Annotated in this window: 18 protein-coding genes; 8 read left to right on the top strand and 10 right to left on the bottom strand. The window is 71.6% G+C overall.

The window, feature by feature from the left end:
* Positions 1 to 115 precede the first annotated feature (115 nt).
* Together OG430_RS43130 and tatA are read left to right on the top strand one after the other, a co-directional pair.
* Complete coding sequence (locus OG430_RS43130) at positions 116 to 1,402, top strand: sodium/calcium exchanger protein (protein WP_327358120.1); 1,287 nt, start codon at positions 116 to 118, stop codon at positions 1,400 to 1,402.
* A gap of 95 nt (positions 1,403 to 1,497) precedes the next feature.
* The gene (tatA, locus tag OG430_RS43125; protein ID WP_327358119.1) at positions 1,498 to 1,668 is read left to right on the top strand and encodes a Sec-independent protein translocase subunit TatA; all 171 of its coding nucleotides are present in this window, start codon (positions 1,498 to 1,500) and stop codon (positions 1,666 to 1,668) included.
* 41 nt (positions 1,669 to 1,709) lie between these two features.
* On the opposite strand, the gene OG430_RS43120 is transcribed toward tatA, so the two are convergent.
* The gene (locus OG430_RS43120) at positions 1,710 to 2,288 is read right to left on the bottom strand and encodes a hypothetical protein (RefSeq protein WP_327358118.1); all 579 of its coding nucleotides are present in this window, start codon (positions 2,286 to 2,288) and stop codon (positions 1,710 to 1,712) included.
* Positions 2,289 to 2,572: 284 nt separating this feature from the next.
* On the opposite strand from OG430_RS43120, the gene OG430_RS43115 reads away from it, so the two are divergent.
* Positions 2,573 to 2,803, top strand: coding sequence for a hypothetical protein (locus tag OG430_RS43115; protein WP_327358117.1), 231 nt, complete (start codon positions 2,573 to 2,575; stop codon positions 2,801 to 2,803).
* 33 nt (positions 2,804 to 2,836) lie between these two features.
* Here OG430_RS43115 and OG430_RS43110 read toward each other — a convergent pair whose 3' ends face one another.
* Positions 2,837 to 3,109 carry a hypothetical protein gene (locus OG430_RS43110; RefSeq protein WP_327358116.1) on the bottom strand — a complete coding sequence of 91 codons (273 nt, stop codon included), beginning with the start codon at positions 3,107 to 3,109 and terminating at the stop codon, positions 2,837 to 2,839.
* Positions 3,110 to 3,500: 391 nt separating this feature from the next.
* On the opposite strand from OG430_RS43110, the gene OG430_RS43105 reads away from it, so the two are divergent.
* On the top strand, positions 3,501 to 4,469 hold the full coding sequence (locus tag OG430_RS43105) for a rod shape-determining protein (RefSeq protein ID WP_327358115.1): 969 nt from the start codon (positions 3,501 to 3,503) through the stop codon (positions 4,467 to 4,469).
* A 317-nt stretch (positions 4,470 to 4,786) separates the two neighbouring features.
* Positions 4,787 to 5,707, top strand: coding sequence for a factor-independent urate hydroxylase (gene pucL, locus OG430_RS43100; RefSeq protein WP_327358114.1), 921 nt, complete (start codon positions 4,787 to 4,789; stop codon positions 5,705 to 5,707).
* A gap of 172 nt (positions 5,708 to 5,879) precedes the next feature.
* On the opposite strand, the gene OG430_RS43095 is transcribed toward pucL, so the two are convergent.
* Both OG430_RS43095 and OG430_RS43090 read right to left on the bottom strand, forming a co-directional pair.
* Positions 5,880 to 6,470: a hypothetical protein gene (locus OG430_RS43095; protein WP_327358113.1), complete on the bottom strand. Its 591-nt coding sequence runs from the start codon at positions 6,468 to 6,470 to the stop codon at positions 5,880 to 5,882.
* A gap of 11 nt (positions 6,471 to 6,481) precedes the next feature.
* Complete coding sequence (locus OG430_RS43090; protein WP_327358112.1) at positions 6,482 to 8,755, bottom strand: molybdopterin-dependent oxidoreductase; 2,274 nt, start codon at positions 8,753 to 8,755, stop codon at positions 6,482 to 6,484.
* A 91-nt stretch (positions 8,756 to 8,846) separates the two neighbouring features.
* On the opposite strand from OG430_RS43090, the gene OG430_RS43085 reads away from it, so the two are divergent.
* Positions 8,847 to 9,359, top strand: coding sequence for a winged helix-turn-helix transcriptional regulator (locus OG430_RS43085; protein ID WP_327358111.1), 513 nt, complete (start codon positions 8,847 to 8,849; stop codon positions 9,357 to 9,359).
* A gap of 2 nt (positions 9,360 to 9,361) precedes the next feature.
* Here OG430_RS43085 and OG430_RS43080 read toward each other — a convergent pair whose 3' ends face one another.
* Together OG430_RS43080 and OG430_RS43075 are read right to left on the bottom strand one after the other, a co-directional pair.
* Positions 9,362 to 9,925 (bottom strand): YbaK/EbsC family protein, encoded by a 564-nt coding sequence (locus OG430_RS43080; RefSeq protein ID WP_327358110.1) that lies wholly within the window; start codon positions 9,923 to 9,925, stop codon positions 9,362 to 9,364.
* A gap of 78 nt (positions 9,926 to 10,003) precedes the next feature.
* The gene (locus OG430_RS43075) at positions 10,004 to 10,576 is read right to left on the bottom strand and encodes a helix-turn-helix domain-containing protein (RefSeq protein WP_327358109.1); all 573 of its coding nucleotides are present in this window, start codon (positions 10,574 to 10,576) and stop codon (positions 10,004 to 10,006) included.
* A gap of 118 nt (positions 10,577 to 10,694) precedes the next feature.
* On the opposite strand from OG430_RS43075, the gene OG430_RS43070 reads away from it, so the two are divergent.
* Entirely contained in the window at positions 10,695 to 11,561 is an 867-nt protein-coding gene (locus OG430_RS43070) for a DMT family transporter (RefSeq protein WP_327358108.1), read from the top strand.
* Positions 11,562 to 11,638: 77 nt separating this feature from the next.
* On the opposite strand, the gene OG430_RS43065 is transcribed toward OG430_RS43070, so the two are convergent.
* Positions 11,639 to 12,418 carry an acyltransferase gene (locus OG430_RS43065; RefSeq protein ID WP_327358107.1) on the bottom strand — a complete coding sequence of 260 codons (780 nt, stop codon included), beginning with the start codon at positions 12,416 to 12,418 and terminating at the stop codon, positions 11,639 to 11,641.
* A gap of 141 nt (positions 12,419 to 12,559) precedes the next feature.
* Between OG430_RS43065 and OG430_RS43060 the strand changes: the two genes are divergently transcribed.
* Positions 12,560 to 13,090 carry a gamma carbonic anhydrase family protein gene (locus OG430_RS43060; RefSeq protein ID WP_327358106.1) on the top strand — a complete coding sequence of 177 codons (531 nt, stop codon included), beginning with the start codon at positions 12,560 to 12,562 and terminating at the stop codon, positions 13,088 to 13,090.
* A gap of 8 nt (positions 13,091 to 13,098) precedes the next feature.
* On the opposite strand, the gene OG430_RS43055 is transcribed toward OG430_RS43060, so the two are convergent.
* The 3 genes from OG430_RS43055 to OG430_RS43045 form a co-directional block, all read right to left on the bottom strand.
* A complete protein-coding gene (locus OG430_RS43055; RefSeq protein ID WP_327358105.1) occupies positions 13,099 to 13,752 on the bottom strand; it encodes a DedA family protein in 654 nt (217 codons plus the stop codon).
* Between the two features lie 128 nt (positions 13,753 to 13,880).
* Complete coding sequence (locus OG430_RS43050) at positions 13,881 to 15,536, bottom strand: carboxylesterase/lipase family protein (RefSeq protein ID WP_327358104.1); 1,656 nt, start codon at positions 15,534 to 15,536, stop codon at positions 13,881 to 13,883.
* Complete coding sequence (locus OG430_RS43045; RefSeq protein WP_327358103.1) at positions 15,533 to 18,022, bottom strand: beta-glucosidase; 2,490 nt, start codon at positions 18,020 to 18,022, stop codon at positions 15,533 to 15,535. The genes OG430_RS43050 and OG430_RS43045 overlap by 4 nt, the downstream gene beginning before the upstream one ends.
* Positions 18,023 to 18,184: the final 162 nt, after the last annotated feature.

Below are 18,184 nucleotides of genomic sequence, written 5' to 3'. Positions count from 1 at the left end.
GCCGACTCATCGGACTGCCCGCCGACGCCGCGCCGTCGCGCCTCGTCCACGCGCCGGCGGCGAGCCGGCTCTAGGGTGCCCCTGCCAGGGGGGATCACTTCCCCGAGGGAGAGCCGTGGAACAGCCTGCGCCGCAGGGCGTGTCCGGTCCGACAGTGCGGAGCACACCGCCGAGCGCCGGGGCCGTGGCCCTGCGTATCGCGCTGGCCTGTGCGGGCGCGCTGCCCGCCGTCGTCCTGCGTCTGACCGGTGCGGAACTGTCCGCCGGCGCCGCCGTGGCGGTGTTCGGGCTGGGGGTGCTGTGCTCGGCGCTCCTGCTGATGTGGGCCGCGGAGACGGCGCGCGCGGACATGGCGGGGGCACTCGCCCTGGCGCTGCTCGCGTTCATCGCGGTGCTGCCGGAGTACGCCGTCGACCTCTACTTCGCGTACGTCTCCGGCAGCCGCCCCGAGTACGCGGCGTATGCGGCGGCCAACATGACCGGCGCGAACCGGCTGCTCGTCGGCGTGGGCTGGCCGCTGGTGGCCCTGGCGACCTGGCTCGCGGTGCGCCGCGGGAAGTCGCCGGGCGGGCAGGCCGTCATCGCCCTCGAACCCCATCGGCGCATCGATGTGGCCTTCCTCGCCGTGGCCGCGGTGTTCGCCTTCGTGATGCCGCTGACCAGGGAGATCGGCTGGTACGTCGCGCTCCTGGTGATCCCCTGGTACGGCTACTACCTCTACCGCATCGGCCGGTGCGGCTCCACCGAGTTGGAGGACCTGGAGGGCGTGCCGGCCCGCCTCGCGGCGCTGCCCAAGGTGCGGCGACGTACCGCCACGGCGCTGCTCTTCGCCGGCGCCATTGCGGTGATCTTCAGTTGCGCGGAGCCGTTCGCCAACGGCCTTGTGGATGCGGGCAGTTCACTCGGCATCGACCGGTTCCTGCTGGTGCAGTGGCTGGCCCCGCTCGCCTCCGAGGCGCCCGAACTCATCGTCGCCGTCGTCTTCGCCTGGCGGCTGCGGGCCAGTGACGGTCTGGGCGCGCTGCTTTCCAGCAAGGTCAACCAGTGGACCCTCCTGGTGGGCTGCCTGCCGCTCGCGCACGCCCTGGGCGGTGGCGCCTCGTCGCTGCCACTGGTGACCCGTCAGGTCGACGAGGTCGCGCTGACCGCCGCGCAGACCGCCCTCGCCGTGGCCGTCCTGCTCGATCTGCGCTTCCGTCCGTGGCAGGCGGTGGGGCTGCTCGCGCTGTTCGCCGTGCAGTTCGCCCTGCCGGACGAGTCGGCCCGCCAGGTCCTGACGTACGTCTACCTCAGCCTTGCCGGCGTTCTCGTCATCACCCGGAGGCGACAACTCCCGTCCACGGCACGGGCGTTGGGCGGCCACATTCCGGGCGATCCGCACCATGCGGTCGGCTCCGGCTGAGCCCTGCCACCCCGCGACCACCCCCCGGTCTCCGCTCGATGACCGCTTGGTAGCCTGCGGTCGGATAGTTCCGATTTATACCCACTGGAGGCGCTGTGTTGCGCAATGGGCTGGAGCCCTGGCATGTGCTGATCGTCGCGCTCGTCGTCATCGTGCTGTTCGGCTCCAAGAAGCTGCCCGAGACGGCCCGCGCACTGGGCAAGTCCATGCGGATCTTCCGGAGCGAGGCCCGGGCCATGAAGCAGGAGTCGGGGACCGAACGCTGACCCTGGCTTCGATGCCCTGGCCGTACGGCCCTGTCGTCCGGTCAGGCCACGTCCACGACGAGGTGGTCCCAGGTGCCGCTCACGTCCATGTAGCCGGAGGTGAAGCAACCGACGACGGCCTCGGCGAGGTTGGTCGACAGCTCCCAGTCGGCCGTGGCGTGGACCTTGCTGCCGTCGTACAGGCCGTCGGTGACGACCCCTTCGAAGACGGCGCCCGTCGCGCCGAGCCGGGCCGTGCCGCGCACCTTGCTGACCGGCTTGGCGTCACCCCGCCCCGGGACGCTCCACCGGATGGAGCCCGTCAGTTCGGCGTTCGGGATGCCGAGGGCGGGCAGGCAGGAACCCTTCCCGTTGCCGGAGAAGGAGATTTCGGCGGCCGACACGCTCTGTCGAGGGTCGGTCGAGGTGCACCCCGTGGTGAGGCCTGAGCCGGTCCACGTCTGCTGCCTGTTGCCGAACATGAGGCCCGGCTTGAGGCTCATCCGCACCACACCTCCGTGGCACGAGACGCCCGGGTCGACCGGGACCGGGTCCGCGGCGTCGGCCGCGGGGGCGGCCGACAGACCGGCCAGCAATGCGGCGGCCAGCGTGCCGGCGGCCTTGCCGAGATGGGTGCGCACGGTGGCGGCTCCTGGTGTGGTGCATCGTGGCGGGCGGTGCGAGGGCGGCGTGCTGCCGGCCTCGTGATCAGTATTCGCAGCGATCCCCGCCTTGTCGCGCCGAGCCCAGCCACCCGCGGGACGGGAGCAGTTCATGTTCCGCCGCGGCTGCGCACATCCGATCCGGTGGCCCCGGGCGCGAGTTCGGGTCCCCGCCGTGCGGTGGACCCTCCGGGCCTGCTCAACGGCCATTGTCAGTGCCACGCGAGAGACTGACCGGTCAAGGACTCGAGGAGGAGATTTCGATGACGGATCTTGAGCGCACGGCCGCCCAGGCATATCTGCGCCTCCTGCAGTGCGCGCGTGCGGCCCTGGCCGACGCCACCCATCCCGAGGCCGCGCTGCCGCTGCTCGCGGTGCCGCTGGCAGAGGCCGACCGGGCGTTGCAGGCCGGCGGTTTCGCGGGCAACGAGTTGGCGCTCTTCCGCATGGTGGGCGAGTTGTGCGTGCCGGCGGACGTGGCGGCCTCGAATTGAGCGGCAGGCCGGCCTTCGTCCGGTGGGCGGCGGTCAGTCCCCGCTGTCGTCGGCGACCTCGGCGACCCAGCCGTAAGGAAGCTCGCCCCCGTCCACCGTGACCGCTTCGACCGTATGGGTCTCCGGGTCGATGTCGGCCTGCACGCCGTCCCCCTCGAAGCGGGGGAAGCCGCTCGCACCGAAGTCGCCCGTGGCGGCGACCGTGGCCGAGCGCAGGGCGCCGCCGTGGTCGGTGTGGCCGTCGGCGTCGGTGAGCTGGGGCTTCAGCAGGACCGTGTAACGGGCGGGCGTCGCGCTCGGACTCATGATCCGAGGCTAGTGCCGGGCGCACCGGGCCGCCTGTCGTCACCGGCCTGGCCGCGCCATGTTCCCGGCACCCGGTGCGCCCGGCCGCCTTTCCTCGCCGAGGCGGGCTTGGCACCGGATGCGCCCGGACCGCCCGTCGTCCGCGACCTGTCCACGACACGACGTGGCCGGCGCCCGGCGTGGCTGTACGCGCACGCGACCAGCACCGGCTCCGCCCAGCCGACCGCCATCCCCGACCCGGCCCGACCCCGCCACGTATCCAGCACCGGCCACGCCCGCCCCGCCCACCTGGCAGGACACCCCCACCCCCATCGGGCCACCATCAGTCGCCACCCCGCCCCACGTATGCCAGCGTCGAGTACACGGCGGAGTCGACTGAGCGGAGAGCCACATGCGCGGCACAGCACGGGATTTCGCCATAGACGTCGGCAGCGCGACCTTGCGGGTCCTTTCGGCCCACGCCGAGTCCGTGGTGCGGATACCGGCGATAGCCGCGGTCGACCCCGACGGCCGCATATGTGCCCGCGGTTCCCGCGCCCTGGCCGTGCAGGACCGCCGCCCCGACGGACTGCGCGTGGTCCGCCCCGTCGCCCACCGGGCGGTGGCCGACACCTCCGTCGCGGCCCAGCTGCTCCGCACCGCCCTGCGTGACGCCGCCCCGCACAGCCGCACCCAGACCGCGGGCGGCACGGTCTGCCTGCCGGACGACGCGGGCAGCGTGCAGGCGCAGGCCCTGCTCGATGTCTGTCACGGCGCCGGACTGCGCCACGTACGCCTGGTGCCGAAGTCCCTCGCCGCGGCCGCCGGAGCCGGCATACCCCTCGACGAACCCGCGGGTGCGCTCCTCGTGGACGTGGGCGCGGACCGGACCTCGGCGGCGATGCTCTCCTTCGGAGACGTGATCTCCACCCGCGGAACCGCGGTGGGCAGCGCGACCGTCGACACCGCCCTGATGCGCTTCCTGCGCCGCCGCCACGGGCTCGTGGTCTGCGCGGCGGAGGCCGAGCGGGCCAAGGTCCGGATCGGCGAGTCCCTGGCGACGACCGGCACCGTCCCCGTGCACGGCCAGGACCTGCAGCGGGGCCTCCCCGACACCCGGAACGTTCCGGCCGCCGAGCTCGCCCGCGTCGCTCGCGACACCTTCGAGGGCATCGCCCGGATCACCCTCTCCCTGCTGGCCGACAGCCCCGCGGAGCTGGTGGACGACGTGGTCGACCGGGGCCTGGTGCTGTGCGGCGAGGGCGCCCGGCTGTACGGCCTGGAGGACCACCTGAGGGAGCGGGTGAACATCCCGGTCCATGTGCCGGATCACCCCGGTGACCTGGGGGTACGCGGCGCCTGGCAGGTGGGGACGATCTGAGCTCGGCCGGCTCGTCTTGGAGGGAAGCCCCAAGCCCCGGCCGCATTTCTCGGAGGATTCGCCCGGTACCGCGAGCCTCGCGATCATGCTCAAATCCCTGTCAGCACCAAAGAACCTGCACCAAAGAACCAGTACCAAGTACTGAGCACCACCGCACAGCACCTACGGACCGGGATGCACGTCAGTCCCGGGGCGGCCCTTCCTTGAAGAACCGGGGCCGGACGGCGGGGGGCGCTTCCCACGAGGGGAGGAGCGCCGGACGCCGGGCGTACGGGATCTGTTCTCACACGGACCCACGTACCCGGAGGCACACCACCATGAGCAAGCACATCCTCGCGCAGAACCAGTACGGCAAGGCCGAGAACCGCATCGTCAAGGTCACCCGCAAGGGCAACGACGGCTCGTGGGCCGAGATCCGTGACCTGAACGTATCGGTGGCCCTGCGCGGCGAGTTCCGCGATGTGCACCTGACCGGTGACAACGCCAACTGCCTGCCGACCGACACCACCAAGAACACGGTGTACGCGTTCGCCAAGGAGCACAGCGTCGAGTCCCCCGAGCAGTTCGCGATCCTGCTCGCCAAGCACTTCGTGAACTCGCAGGACCCGATCCACGAGGCGCAGATCCGCGTCGAGGAGTTCGCCTGGGAGCGGATCTCGGTGCCGACGCGCAAGGAGCAGCACTCCTTCGTCCGCAAGGGCCAGGAAGTGCGCACCGCGCAGGTCACGTTCAGCGAGTACACCGGTCAGCTCCAGGTCATCTCCGGCCTGAAGGACCTCACCGTGATGAACTCGACGAACTCCGAGTTCCACGGCTACATCAAGGACAAGTACACGACGCTGCAGGAGGCGTACGACCGCATCCTGGCGACGAAGGTCACCTCGCGCTGGGCCTACTCGGGTGTGGCCGCGGCCGACGAGTCGACCGACTGGGACGCGCAGTACAACAAGGCCAAGCGCCACCAGCTGGAGGCGTTCTCCGAGACCTACAGCTACTCGCTGCAGCAGACGCTGCACGCGATGGCCGACCGGGTCCTCGACAACTGCCCGAAGGTCAACGAGGTCCGCCTCAACCTGCCCAACAAGCACCACTTCCTGGTGGACCTCGAGCCGTTCGGCCTGAAGAACGACAACGAGGTGTACTTCGCGGCGGACCGCCCGTACGGCCTGATCGAGGGCACGATCCACCGCGACGGGGTCACTCCCGTGATCGCGACCAGCGACTGGATCGTGGCCTGATCGCCCAGCCCGCAGACTGAACCCCGCTGCCCCGACTCCCCTCGGTGCGGCGGGGTTTCTGCTGTCCGCCGACGGGGTGCCGAGGCCGATTCTCCTGCTGACGGGTGCCGATGCCGCTTCTCCCGCTGACGGGTGCCGATGCCGATCCAGCTGCCGACGCGGCGGCGATCCATCAGTAGGGCGACCTGAAGTAGGGCGAGCCGGCCGGTTCCTGGCCCGTGGCCCGGTCCGGCCGCGGGGCGGCCGCGCTCGGCCGGTCCGAAGGCGCGCTCAAGTCGACCAGGGCGCGCAGCCGTTGGACGCCCCGCAGCACCTCGGTGCGATTGCCGGCCGTCTTCATCCAGGCGGGCAGCCGGTCCAGCATGCTCATCGCCGGCCAGCCGGTACGTTCGCGCAGACCGGCGGCGACGTACTCGTCGAGCACGTCGAGGTGGCGTGCGTTGTACGCCCACAGGACCTGGCCGCAGCACGGGACCTGCAGCCACAGCGGGAGACCGAAGAACGGCTCGTCGGGCCCGCCCAGGGTGATCCCGACCAGCGCATTGCCGCGCCGCTCGGCGGTCCACTCGCGCATCGCACCGCACCCCGCGCACACCAGTCGCCTCGGCCGGTACAGCAGCTCCGTGTCGTAGCGCAGCTCGGGGAGCCCGGGCCGGGGCACGACCGAGGCCCGGCCGCCGCAGCGCGGGCAGACCACGAGCAGCAGGTCCGCGTAGTGGGCGAGCCCGCGCCGGGAGTCCTGAAAGCGACCGTCGTGTCCCATGCGGCCTGAGCCTAGACGGCCTCCACCCGGGCCGGCACATGCTTGTGCCACGGCGTCCCCGCCACCGGATCGCGGTGGTGCAGCGACGTCAGCTCGTTCGGCGCCACCCCGACCACGCCGTGCTCCGGGTGGTCCACGCCGAGCCCGTTGGGCAGCGAGATGTGTCCGGAGCGCATGGTGTCCGTGACCTCGACCACCACCCGGGCGCTGCCCCGTTCGGTGACGACCCGCGCAAGGGATCCCGTGGCAAGTCCCAGTGGCGACGCGTCGTCCGGGCTCATCCGCAGCGCGCCCTCGGCGTCGCGGCGGCGCCAGGTCGGGTCGCGGTAGATGGTGTTGGCGGTGAAGGAGCGCCGCTCCCCCGCCGACAGGACCAGCGGGAAGTCCCCGGACTCGGGCCCGGCGGCCTCCGGTTCGCTCAACGATCGCAGCCAGTCGGTGAGTTCGGGAATCCCCACCGTGAAGCGCCCGTCGTCCCGTCGCACGTACGACCACACGTCGTCCCACTCGTCGACGGTGAAGGTCACTCCGGCCGGCGTCGCCAGGATCGCGTCGAACAGCTCGTCCCCGTCCGCGAACCCGGCCCGCCGCACCCCTTCCGGGTACGTCATGGCACACAGCTGGGCGAGGCCCCACACCGGCGCCGCCGCCCGCTGCCCGTCCGGCAGGGCCTGCCCCAGCGTCTCGTACAGCAGATACGGGGCGATCCCGAGCAGCCCCGGCTCGGCGCCGACCGCGTCGAAGAAGGCCTGCCCGAACGCCCCCCGCGAGGTGTGCGCGGCCGACGTGAGCCGCGTCTTCAGCGCCTCGTCCGCAGCCGAGAGCAGGCGCAGCAGCCGTGCGTAGATCTCCGGCTCGGGCAGCGTGCCCGGCAGTGGGTCGAGGACGGGTGGCCTCAACTGGAAGGAGTTTCGCGGAAATTCGGAGTTGAAGAAGGTCGCTTCCCACTTCTCGAACTGGCTGGCCGCGGGCAGCACGTAGTCCGCGTGCCGGGCCGTCTCGGTGAACGCCACATCGACCACGACCACCAGGTCGAGCGCGTCCAGTGCCTCGACGAAGGACTTCGAATCGGCCAGGGAGTGCGCCGGGTTGGCGCTCTCGATCCACATCGCGCGGAGCCGGTCGGGGTGCTCGGTGAGGATCTCCTCGGCGATGGAGTTGCAGGGCACCAGGCCCGCGATGATCTTCGCTCCGGTCACCGGCGTACGGCTCCCCCGCCCGCCCTTGCCCTTGCCTCCGGCCGAGGGCCCGGTGAGCGGGGCGAACGCCGAGTGCAGGTACATGGTGCCGGGGCGGCCGAAGTTGCCGGTCAGGATCCACAGCAGCTTGTTCAGATACGACACCAGGGTGCTGTGCGGGGCCTGTTGGGTGCCCAGGTCCTCGTACGTCGTCACCGACGCGGCCGTCCCGATCCGGCGCGCGGCGGCTCGGATCAGCTCCTCGTCGACGCCGCAGCGGGCCGCATAGTCGGCCACCGGGACCTCGCCGATCGCGCCGACGACGTCCTCCGTCCCGACGGTGTGCTCGTCGATGAAGGCCCGGTCGAGCAGCTTCTCCTCCACCAGGACGGCGAGCATCGCCGCCAGGCACCACGCGTCCGTCCCCGGCCTGACCTGCAGATGGATGTCGGCGAGCTCGGCGGTCTCGCTGCGCCGCGGATCGAGCACGATCATCGTGCGGGCCGGGTCCTTGGCGATCTCGCGCAGCGTCGGCCGGGCGCGCGGGAAGCTGTGGGACTGCCAGGGGTTCTTGCCGAGGAAGACGACGACTTCGGATTCCTCGAAGTCGCCCTTGGTGTGGGCGCCGTACAGCTTGCCGTCGACCCACATCTCGCCGGTCTTCTCCTGGGCGAGGGCGTTGGAGAAGTAGCGGGAGCCGAGCGTCGACTGCAGGGCGCGGGTGTGGAGCCCGCCGAGGTGATTGCCCTGCCCGCCACCGCCGTAGAAGAAGATCCGCTCCCCGCCGTGCAACTCCTTGACCGCGGTGAGGCGTTCGGCGATCTCCGTCAGTGCGGTGTCCCAGTCGATCTCCTCGTACGTGCCGTCGGCGCGCCTGCGCAGCGGGGAGGTGAGGCGGTGTCTGCCGTTCTGGTAGTGGTCGAGGCGCAGCGCCTTCTCGCAGGTGTAACCGGCGGACGCGGGATGGTTCTTGTCGCCGCGGATGCGGGCCAGGCGGCGGCCGTCCAGCTGGATCTCGATGCCGCAGTTGCACTCGCAGAGGATGCAGGCGGACGTACGCCACTGCGTGGAGGAGTTCACTGCGGAGGAATTCGCTGCTTCGGTCATCTGGGCACTCCCGGCCGAGTAAGTCCTGTAGAGCAACTTACTGGACGGTATCGGGGTGGGTCCCGTTGAACAACCCTCTATCGTGGACCGGGTGAAGCGAACTTCCCTTGCGCACTGGCCCTGTTCCATCGCCCGCACCATGGACCTGCTCGGCGACTGGTGGACTCCCCTGGTGCTGCGCGAGGCCTTCTACGGGGTGCGGCGCTTCGACGACTTCCAGCACTCGCTGGGCCTGGCCCGCAACACGCTGACGGTCCGGCTGCAGCGCCTGGTCGAGGAGGGACTGCTCGAGCGGGTGCCGTATCAGCAGCGGCCCGAGCGGTTCGAGTACGTCCTCACCGACAAGGGCCGGGACTTCTACCCCGTGCTGATGGCCCTCACGGCGTGGGGCGACCGCTGGCTGTCCGGTCCACAGGGGCCTCCGGTGACGCTGCGGCACGAGGAGTGCGGGCACACCACGAGTGCGGTGGTGGTGTGCGAGCACTGCGGAGAGCCGCTGAAGGCCGGTGCCGTACGCGGGGAAATGGGGCCGGGGTTCCCGGAGCGGCTGGCCCAACGCCCCGATGTGCGCGAGCGGTTCGGGGCGCGGCCGGACAGCGCCTGAGGTCAGCCGGCCGCGACGCCGAGCCCGTCGAGGACGACGGCTCCCGGAAGCTCCGCGAAGAGCTTGCCGGGCACGATCAGCTTGCCGCGCCGCCGGCCGCTGCCGATCAGGACGTACGGGGAGTCCACGACCGCGGCGTCCACAAGCAGCGGCCACTCGGCGGGCAGGCCGATCGGCGTGATGCCGCCGTACTCCATGCCGGTCTCGCCGGTCGCGAGGTCCATGGGGGCGAACGAGGCCTTGCGGGCGCCGAGTTGGCGACGTACCGCACCGTTGACGTCGACCCGGGTGCGGGAGAGCACCACGCATGCGGCGAGGCCGGTCTCGCCGCCGCGCTTGCCCGCGACGACCACGCAGTTCGCGGACTGGTCGAGCAGTTCGGGGCCGTAGTGCTCGACGAAGACGGCCGTGTCGGCGATCTCCGGATCGGTGTCGACGTACACGATCTGCTCGGCGGGTACGGTGCCGCGCCAGTGGCGGACCGCCTCGGCGACCGGAGGGGTCAGCAGGTCGAGGCAGTCGGGGGCGGGCCGGGCGTCGTCGAAGTTCCCAAGTGGTGCGCGCATGACGGCACGTTAACAACGCCCGCCGCCACGCCGCCCGGGTGTCTCAGCGGGCGAGCGGGGCGCCCGGGGGCGGACGGCTCAGCGGGCGGGCGGGATGGACACGGCCATCGTCATCTCGACCGGGTCCTTGCCGTCGTTGCGGTAGCCGTGCGGCACGTTCGCCTCGAAGGTCGCGGACGTACCGGCCGGCACCGCGTGGTCCACGCCGTCCACCGACAGCGTGAGTTCGCCCGCGGTGACATGGAGCAGCTCGACCGTGCCCGCCGGGTGGGCGTCGGACTGGCTGCCGTCGCCCGGCATCAGGCGCCAGTCCCACAGCTCGAAGGGGCCTCGCGTCTCGGTGCCGACCAGGAGCTTGGTGTAACTGCCCGCGTCCGTGGACCACATCCGGACGGCCTGCTCCTCGGGCACCAGCCTGACCTGGGAGCCCTGCTCGTAGTCGAGGAGCGTGGTGATGCTGACGCCCAGCGCGTCGGCGAGCTTGACCGTGGTGCCCACGCTGGGATTGGTGCGCGCCTGCTCGATCTGGATGATCATTCCCCGGCTGACGCCCGCACGGGCCGCGAGCGCGTCCAGGGTGAAGCCGCGTTCGCCGCGCCAGCGCTTCAGATTGCGCGCGAGCGACTGCGTGAGCTGATCGAGGTCAGACACATCCCGTCCATTCAGTCCAAGATTTTGGATGACACAGTCCACTGCACTGAACTACTGTGTGGTGAACCGGAGCGTACCGAAGCGTTCAACACACTGCACTTTACTGCGAGGTCTCCCGATGACAGCCATCTTCGCCCTGGCCACCAGTCTCCTTTGGGGGCTGGCCGACTTCGGCGGCGGGCTGCTGACGCGACGCATCCCGGCCCTCACGGTGGTCGTGGTCTCGCAGTGCGTCGCGGTCGTGGTGCTCGGCGGAGTCGTCGTGGCGACCGGCGGGTGGAGCGAGTGGGGACCGCAGTTGTGGTTCGCCGTTGCGGCCGGCGCGGTCGGTCCGGTGGCGATGCTCGCCTTCTACAAGGCCCTCGCACTCGGCCCGATGGGCGTCGTCTCGCCGCTCGGCTCGGTGGGTGTCGCGGTCCCCGTGGGCGTGGGGCTGATCCTGGGCGAGCGGCCCGGCCTGCTGCAGTACGGCGGCATCGCGGTGGCCGTGGTCGGCATCGTCCTCGCGGGCGGACCGCAGTTCCGCGGCGCCCCGGTGCAGCGCCAGGCCATCCTGCTCACGCTGCTCGCGGCATTCGGCTTCGGGGCGGTGATGGCGCTGATCGCCGAGGCGTCCACCAACCTGACCGGGCTCTTCCTCGCCCTGTTCATCCAGCGCGTGACCAACGTGGCGGCGGGCGGCGCGGCCCTGTTCGTCTCCGTGAAGCGGGGCGCGAGCGCCCTGCCCGAGGAGGGCGGCATGAAGGTGATCTGGGCCGCGCTGCCCGCACTCGCCTTCGTGGGCCTGGCCGATGTGGCGGCCAACGGCACCTACTCGATGGCCGCGCAGGCCGGTCCGGTCACCGTGGCCGCCGTGCTCTCCTCGCTCTACCCCGTGGTCACCGCACTGGCCGCGCTCGGCCTGCTGAAGGAGCGCCTGAAGGCGGTGCAGGCGGCGGGCGCGGGGCTCGCGCTGGTGGGCACGGTGCTGCTTGCGAGCGGCTGAGCGCGCGTCATCGCCGGGCGGGCGGGCGACGTAGGACCTGAGCCGGCAGCGTACGACCTGAGCGGTCAACGTACGACCTACTGGCCTGCCGCTGACCCGTCCAGGTCCTCCAACTCAGCCAGCGCGAGCAGCTCTTCGGGCGTGATGCCTTCCGGGATCGGCACCGGCGCCGGCGTACGCAGCGGCGGCTGCCAGCCCTGTTCCGCGTCCCAGGTGCGCACGACCCGGGCGGGCGCCCCGGCCACCACCGCGTGGTCGGGGATCTCGCCGCGGACCACCGCGCCCGCCGCGACCACGACATTGCGGCCGAGCCGGGCGCCCGGCAGGATCACCGCGTTCGTCCCGATCCAGCAGCCCGCGCCGATCTCCACCGGCTCCATGCGGGGCCACTGCTTGCCGACGGGCTGATGCGGATCGTCGTAACTGTGGTTCGTGGACGTCACGTAGACATAGGGGCCGAAGTAGCAGTCGTCCCCGATCGTCACCGTCGTATCGGCGATGACATGGCTGCCGCGGCCCAGCACCACGCCGTTGCCGATACGCAGGATCGGCTCGGGCCCGAGGTCCAGATCCGGCATCATCCCCGCGGTCAGCGTGACCTGTTCGGCCACGATGCAGTGCCGGCCCAGCTCGATCCAGGGCTCGCCGAAGACGGTGCCCTGCGGGAAGGCCAGCTTGGTTCCCGCGCCGATCGCGGCGAAGCGCAGCCGGCCGGGGCGGTCGGCCGTCACCGCACCCGCCCGCTGCACCCAGCGCCAGCCGGCCTGGACGGCACGCGTGACCGCACGGCCGCGCCAGGCGGCCAGAGAATCCCGCCGCGCGGCCAGAGATGAGAACGTGTTCCTGTCCTTCGGCACCTGCACACGGTACTCAGCGCGGCCCGCACCCAAGAGTGCGGCGACCTGTGATCTTCACCCCACCGCTCCCCCGGCCGCCTGCGTCGCTTACGGTTCCCTCAGGCGCGACGGAACTCGGAACTTGAGAAGCAGGAGCACGTCATGGCAGAGCAGGCGTTGATCGCGGGGGTCGGCGGCAAGGACCCCGAGGTGGACGGGGAGGCGTTCTGCGCGCCCACCTCCGTCGTGGTCGGCGACGTGACGCTGAAGCCGGGTGCCAGCCTCTGGTACCACGCGGTCCTGCGCGCCGACTGCGGTCCGATCGTGCTCGGCGCCGACAGCAACATCCAGGACAACTGCACCGTGCACGTCGACCCCGGCTACCCGGTGACGATCGGCGAGCGCGTCTCGGTCGGCCACAACGCGACGGTGCACGGCTGCACGGTCGAGGACGACTGCCTGATCGGCATGGGTGCCACGATCCTCAACGGCGCGGTGATCGGCGCCGGTTCACTGGTCGCGGCCCAGGCCCTCGTCCCGCAGGGCATGCAGGTGCCGCCGGGCTCCCTGGTCGCCGGTGTGCCCGCCAAGGTGCGCAGGCCGCTGACCGACGAGGAGCGTGAGGGCATCAAGCTCAACGCGCTGATGTACACCGAGCTGGCCAAGCAGCACCGCGCCGCCCACGAGGGCTGAGACCCCGCCTACTCGGCGGCCACGGGCGGCGGCAGCGTTTCCGCCGCCCGCGCCGCCGAATGCGCCTTCTTCGTGCGGCGCTTGACGTACAGCATCGAGGCCAGGCCGATCGCCACGGCGAGGGCGAGTCCGGCCCAGGAGAACTTCTTCAGCCAGGACTCCGCGACGACCCCGATGTAGTAGATGACGGCCGTGGTGCCGCCCGCCCACAACACCCCGCCGAAGACGTTGGCGACGGCGAACTTCCAGTACGGCATGCGCAGTACGCCCGCGAGCGGGCCCGCGAAGATCCGCAGCAGGGCGACGAACCGGCCGAAGAAGACGGCCCACATGCCCCACTTCTGGAAGGACCGCTCAGCGGTGGCGATGTGCGCCTCGCTGAAGTGTCTGGGGAACTTCTTGCCCAGCCAGGCGAGCAGCGGCCGGCCGCCCTTGCGGCCGATCGCATAGCCGATGGAGTCGCCGACGATGGCTCCCGTGGTGGCGCAGGCGCCCAGGATGAACGGGTCGATCTCGCCGTTCTGCGAGGCCAGCAGCGCGGCGCTGATGAGGATGATCTCGCCCGGCAGCGGAATGCCGAGGCTTTCCACTCCGATGACCACCCCCACCAGGATGTAGATGCTCACCGCGGGTACGGTCTCGAGCCACTCCTGGACGTGCAACGCCGGTCCTCCCTGTGCCTGTGCTTCTGCCCGGCGTGCGCTTCCCCCGGGTCCTGTCGTCACATTCCCGTCCGTCCTGTGAGTGGACGACGGAACAGGACCCCGCGCACGCCGGGCAGCCTACTGGATCACACGGTGTCGGCCGCGTCCCAGAGGTCGCACAGGTGCTCACGGTGCACGGAGGTGCTGATCACGCTGGATCCGGCGGAGGCGGTACGCAGCGACAGAACGCGTCCGCCGGGTCCGTCGGGCATGACCGGCCCGCCCTCGGCGCGCGGCGGTCCGCCCTGGATGAAGGAGCCCCAGTACTGCACCATCTGCCGGGCCAGGACCCGCTGCTCGGCGTTGAGCGGAGTCTCCAGGCCGAAGTGCTTGAAGAGGTACTGCACTTCGTTCACGTGCGTCGCGCCGAAGGCGAACTTCGTGCCCATGTTCCGCAGCGAGGCGAACGGCGGCGAGGTACGGTCCGCGAACTCATAGGCGTACACCTTGCCGCGCCCGGCCAGGGTGCGGTCGAGGCGCAGCGCGGGGCAGGCCATCAAGTGGTCGCCGATGGCGGTGCCGTACGCGAGGCTCGGCGAGGGATACGAGGCCAGCGGATAGCGGGCCAGCGCCTTGCCGCCCTGGACCGGCCCGAACTGCCGGGCCAGCGCCGCCGGATACTCCTGCGCGGTGAGGGGCTTGCCCTGGGCGTCGTACTCGCCGAAGGCGAAGAGAGTGCCTTCGTCCTGGTTGGCCCCGTTCATCACCGGTACCCCGGCCGCCGCGCCGCGCGCGAAGGCCCGCGCCGGCTGCTCGGGCAGGAAGTCGCCGCCGACCACGCCCGCCCAGCGGAATCCGGCCTGTGCGTCGAGGATCTCCTTCGCGGACTTGCCGCGCAGGCAGGCCAGGGAGGCCTTCGCGTCGCCGCCGGGCGCGGGGCAGCCCAGCTTCGCGGCGAAGGCGGCCCCGTCGGCGACTGCCTGCTTCTGCTCGCGGGCCGCGCAGTCGCCGTACGCGCCGCTCTGGATGATGCCCGCCCGGTGGAGGCCGCGTGCGGTGGGCGAGGCGAGCTGGGTGCAGACGGAGCCGCCACCCGCGGACTCGCCCGCGATGGTCACGCGCCCGGGGTCGCCGCCGAAGCGGCCGATGTTGGTACGCACCCAGCGCAGCGCCGCCTGCTGGTCGAGGAAGCCGTAGTTGCCGGAAACCCGGTCGGGCGCCTCGCCGTCGAGGCCCGCGGTGGCGAGGAAGCCCATCGCGCCGAGCCGGTAGTTGACGGTCACCACGACCGCGCCGGTCCGCCGCGCGAAGGTGTCCGGCACGATGTCCTCGCCGGCGCCCGCGACGAGCCCGCCGCCGTGCAGCCACACCATGACCGGGCGCCGCACGGCGCCGTGCCCGTCCGGGCTGTAGACGTTCAGGTCGAGGCAGTCCTCGGTGTGGCTGGGCTGTTCATAGCCGGGGTCCCAACTCCGGGTCTGCACGCACCGGTTGCCGAACCCGGTGGCGTCCCGTACGCCGTGCCAGTCCTTCGCGGGGCGGGGCGCCTTCCAGCGCGACTTCCCCACGGGCTGCTGGGCGTAGGGGATGCCGAGGAACTGTCGGCCCTCGGCGGTCGCCGCGCCGCGGACCAGGCCCGCGTCGGTCGCCACGACCGTCTGGCGGGGCGGCGACGCGGAACCGGCGGCCGCCGCGGGGGCCGGGGCCCCGGCGACGAGCAGCGTGGCCACCGCCAGCGTCGCCGGGCGCCCCCAGGAACGTAGGGCCGTACCGGATATGAGGGAACGTATCCGACCGCTCATGACCGGCCACCCACCTTCGCCTGGGCCGTCAGCCGCAGATCCGTCGACGAGGAGCCGATGCGCACCTCGCGGCGCCCGGTGCCGAGCACCCAGTCGTGCCGCTCGGCGTCCCACGAGGACAGCGAGCGCCTGGTGACATGCACGGTGACCCGGCGCCGCTCCCCCGCCCGCAGCTTGAGCCTGCGGTATCCGGCGAGGGCCGACTCCGGTTGATCGAGGGTGAGTTCGGGCGACGGTGCCAGATAGATCTGGGCGACCTCGATGCCGGTGCGGTGCCCGGTGTTGCGCACGGTGAAGCCGACCGCGAGCCCGTCCCGGGTGGCGTGCACCGTCGGGTCGGCGTACGCGAACGTCGTGTAGGACAAGCCGTGTCCGAACGGGAACAGCGGCTCCACGCCCTCGGCGGCGTACCAGCGGTATCCGACGTGGATGCCCTCCGAGTACTCCTCGCGACCGTCGACGCCGGGATAGCGCCCGGGGTTGCCGGCCGTCGGGTGGCCGGTGTCGTCGGACGGGAACGACTGGGTCAGGCGGCCCCCGGGATCGGCGTCGCCGAAGAGCACCGCGGCGGTCGCGGCGGCGCCCTCCTGGCCGGGGTAGTACATCTGCAGCACCGCGGCGGTCGCATCGAGCCAGGGCATCGAGGTCGCGGACGAGGTGTTGAGGACGACGGTGGTGCGGGGGTTGGCCGCGGTCACCGCCTCGATCAGGGCCTCCTGGTGGCCGGGCAGGGCGACGGTGGTGCGGTCCTGGCCCTCGGTCGCGTCCTCGTAGGCGAAGAGCACCACGCTGTGCGCGGCCCGGGCGTCCGCCACGGCCTCGGCGACGTCCGCGGCGCGGGTGGCCCCGGTGACCCGACGGAGGCGGAAGATCTGCCCCTCGCCGCCGCCCTTCGCGGTGATCTTGAGCGTGTGCTTCCCGGCGGGCAGCTCCAGTGTCTTGCGGCGCACCATGAGCCCGTCGGGTGCGGCGCTGACCAGGCCGCCGCTGAAGTACTCGCCGTATCCGGGCAGTTTGGGGAAGAGTTCCGCGCCGTCGAGCAGCACTTCGGGGCGCTCACCGGAGTAGTGGATGACGAACGTCCACTCGTCCTCCTTCCCGATGTCGATCGTGCCGTCGAAGGTCCACGTCTCGTTCTTGCCTACGCCGTGGCCCTCGGGGTCGAAGCCCCTGGGGCTGAAGGCGCCCTTGGGGATGGGCTTGCCGAACAGGTCCTCGCCGACCGCGTACGAGACGTCGGCGCCGCGGCCCGCCCGCTTGCGCAGCGCCTGGAGCGGGCTCTCGGCGCGGTCGGGGATGACGTGGGCGCTGCCGCCGCCGCTGACGAAGGGGACCTCGCCGGTGGGGCCGATCACGGCGATGCTGCGGGCGGCGCGGCCGGTCAGCGGCAGGGCTCCGCGCTCGTTGCGCAGCAGCGTGGCGCCGGCCTTCGCGATGTCGAGGGCGACCGCGGCGCCCGCCTCGGGGTTGCGGGAGGGACGGTCGGGGGCGCTGCCGTCGAGCAGGCCGAAGCGGTCCATGACGCTCAGGATGCGGCGCACCGAGCGGTCGACGTGGGCCTGCGGGACGCTGCCGTCCTCCACCGCCTTCTGCAGGGCCGGGCCGAAGTGGGAGTCGTCGGGCATCTCCATGTCGAGGCCCGCGGCGATCGCCTGCGCGGTGCTGTGCGCGGCGAACCAGTCGGTCATGACCCAGCCGTCGAAGCCCCAGCGATCCCGCAGGACGTCCGTGAGGAGCGGCTTGCTCTCGCAGGCGAAGGTGCCGTTGACCTTGTTGTACGCGCCCATGACCGAGCCCGCCCCGGCGGCGATGGCGGCCTCGAAGCCGCGTAGCTCGGTCTCGTGCATGGTCTGCTCGCCGACCCGCACGTCGATCGACATGCGGTCCTGCTCCTGATTGTTCATCGCGAAGTGCTTCACCGTCGCGATGAGCCCCTCGCCCTGGATGCCCCTGATCTCCTGGGAGACCAGGTCGGCGGTGAGCAGCGGGTCCTCGCTGAAGGTCTCGAAATTCCGCCCGGCGTACGGGGTGCGGATCAGGTTGCACATGGGCGAGAGCAGCACGTCCTGGCCGAGCGCCCGGCCTTCCCTGCCGATGACCTGGCCGTACGCACGGGCCAGCTCGGGGTCGAAGGCGGAGGCGAGCAGGACGGGTGCGGGCAGTGCGGTGGCGTGCTCCTGGACGCGGACGCCGGCCGGGCCGTCGGCGAGGCGCATGGGCGGGATGTTCAGGCGGGGGACGCCGGGGACGTAGCCGGCCTGGCCGAGGGCCTGGGGGTCCTGGGCGCCGTGCAGCAGGGAGATCTTCTCGACGAGGGAAAGCCTGGCGATGAGCGCCTCGACACGGCGGCCCGCCGCCGGGCCCTGGCCGTGGGCGTGCGCGGCCGCGTGCGAGGGGGTGGACAGGCCTGCGGTGGCCGCGGCGGCGACCGTGATGGCGCCGCCCATCAGACGCAGTGCGGATCTCCGGGACACGGGGTCGGACATGAGCCGTCATCACTCCTTCTAGGCGCGGGCACAGCGGCGTGCCGGCGTTCGGCCTTTGAACGCACTATGCGACAAGACCGACTTGACACACCGTTAGACACCACTTGTTGCGCCGGAAAGCTATGACCGGCATTGACTCGTGTCAACGAGTTGAACAAACAA

The sequence above is a fragment of the Streptomyces sp. NBC_01304 genome (assembly GCF_035975855.1).
GTDB lineage: Bacteria > Actinomycetota > Actinomycetes > Streptomycetales > Streptomycetaceae > Streptomyces.
This window is presented reverse-complemented; position numbering and strand designations above follow the sequence as displayed.

Excerpts from the sequence above, each read along its gene's own strand:
- OG430_RS43115 (WP_327358117.1), top strand. The coding sequence starts at position 2,573 with ATGACGGATCTTGAGCGCACGGCCGCCCAGGCATATCTGCGCCTCCTG.
- OG430_RS43110 (WP_327358116.1), bottom strand. The coding sequence starts at position 3,109 with ATGAGTCCGAGCGCGACGCCCGCCCGTTACACGGTCCTGCTGAAGCCC.
- OG430_RS43105 (WP_327358115.1), top strand. The coding sequence starts at position 3,501 with ATGCGCGGCACAGCACGGGATTTCGCCATAGACGTCGGCAGCGCGACC.
- pucL (WP_327358114.1), top strand. The coding sequence starts at position 4,787 with ATGAGCAAGCACATCCTCGCGCAGAACCAGTACGGCAAGGCCGAGAAC.
- OG430_RS43095 (WP_327358113.1), bottom strand. The coding sequence starts at position 6,470 with ATGGGACACGACGGTCGCTTTCAGGACTCCCGGCGCGGGCTCGCCCAC.
- OG430_RS43090 (WP_327358112.1), bottom strand. The coding sequence starts at position 8,755 with ATGACCGAAGCAGCGAATTCCTCCGCAGTGAACTCCTCCACGCAGTGG.
- OG430_RS43080 (WP_327358110.1), bottom strand. The coding sequence starts at position 9,925 with ATGCGCGCACCACTTGGGAACTTCGACGACGCCCGGCCCGCCCCCGAC.
- OG430_RS43070 (WP_327358108.1), top strand. The coding sequence starts at position 10,695 with ATGACAGCCATCTTCGCCCTGGCCACCAGTCTCCTTTGGGGGCTGGCC.
- OG430_RS43060 (WP_327358106.1), top strand. The coding sequence starts at position 12,560 with ATGGCAGAGCAGGCGTTGATCGCGGGGGTCGGCGGCAAGGACCCCGAG.
- OG430_RS43050 (WP_327358104.1), bottom strand. The coding sequence starts at position 15,536 with ATGAGCGGTCGGATACGTTCCCTCATATCCGGTACGGCCCTACGTTCC.
- OG430_RS43045 (WP_327358103.1), bottom strand. The coding sequence starts at position 18,022 with ATGTCCGACCCCGTGTCCCGGAGATCCGCACTGCGTCTGATGGGCGGC.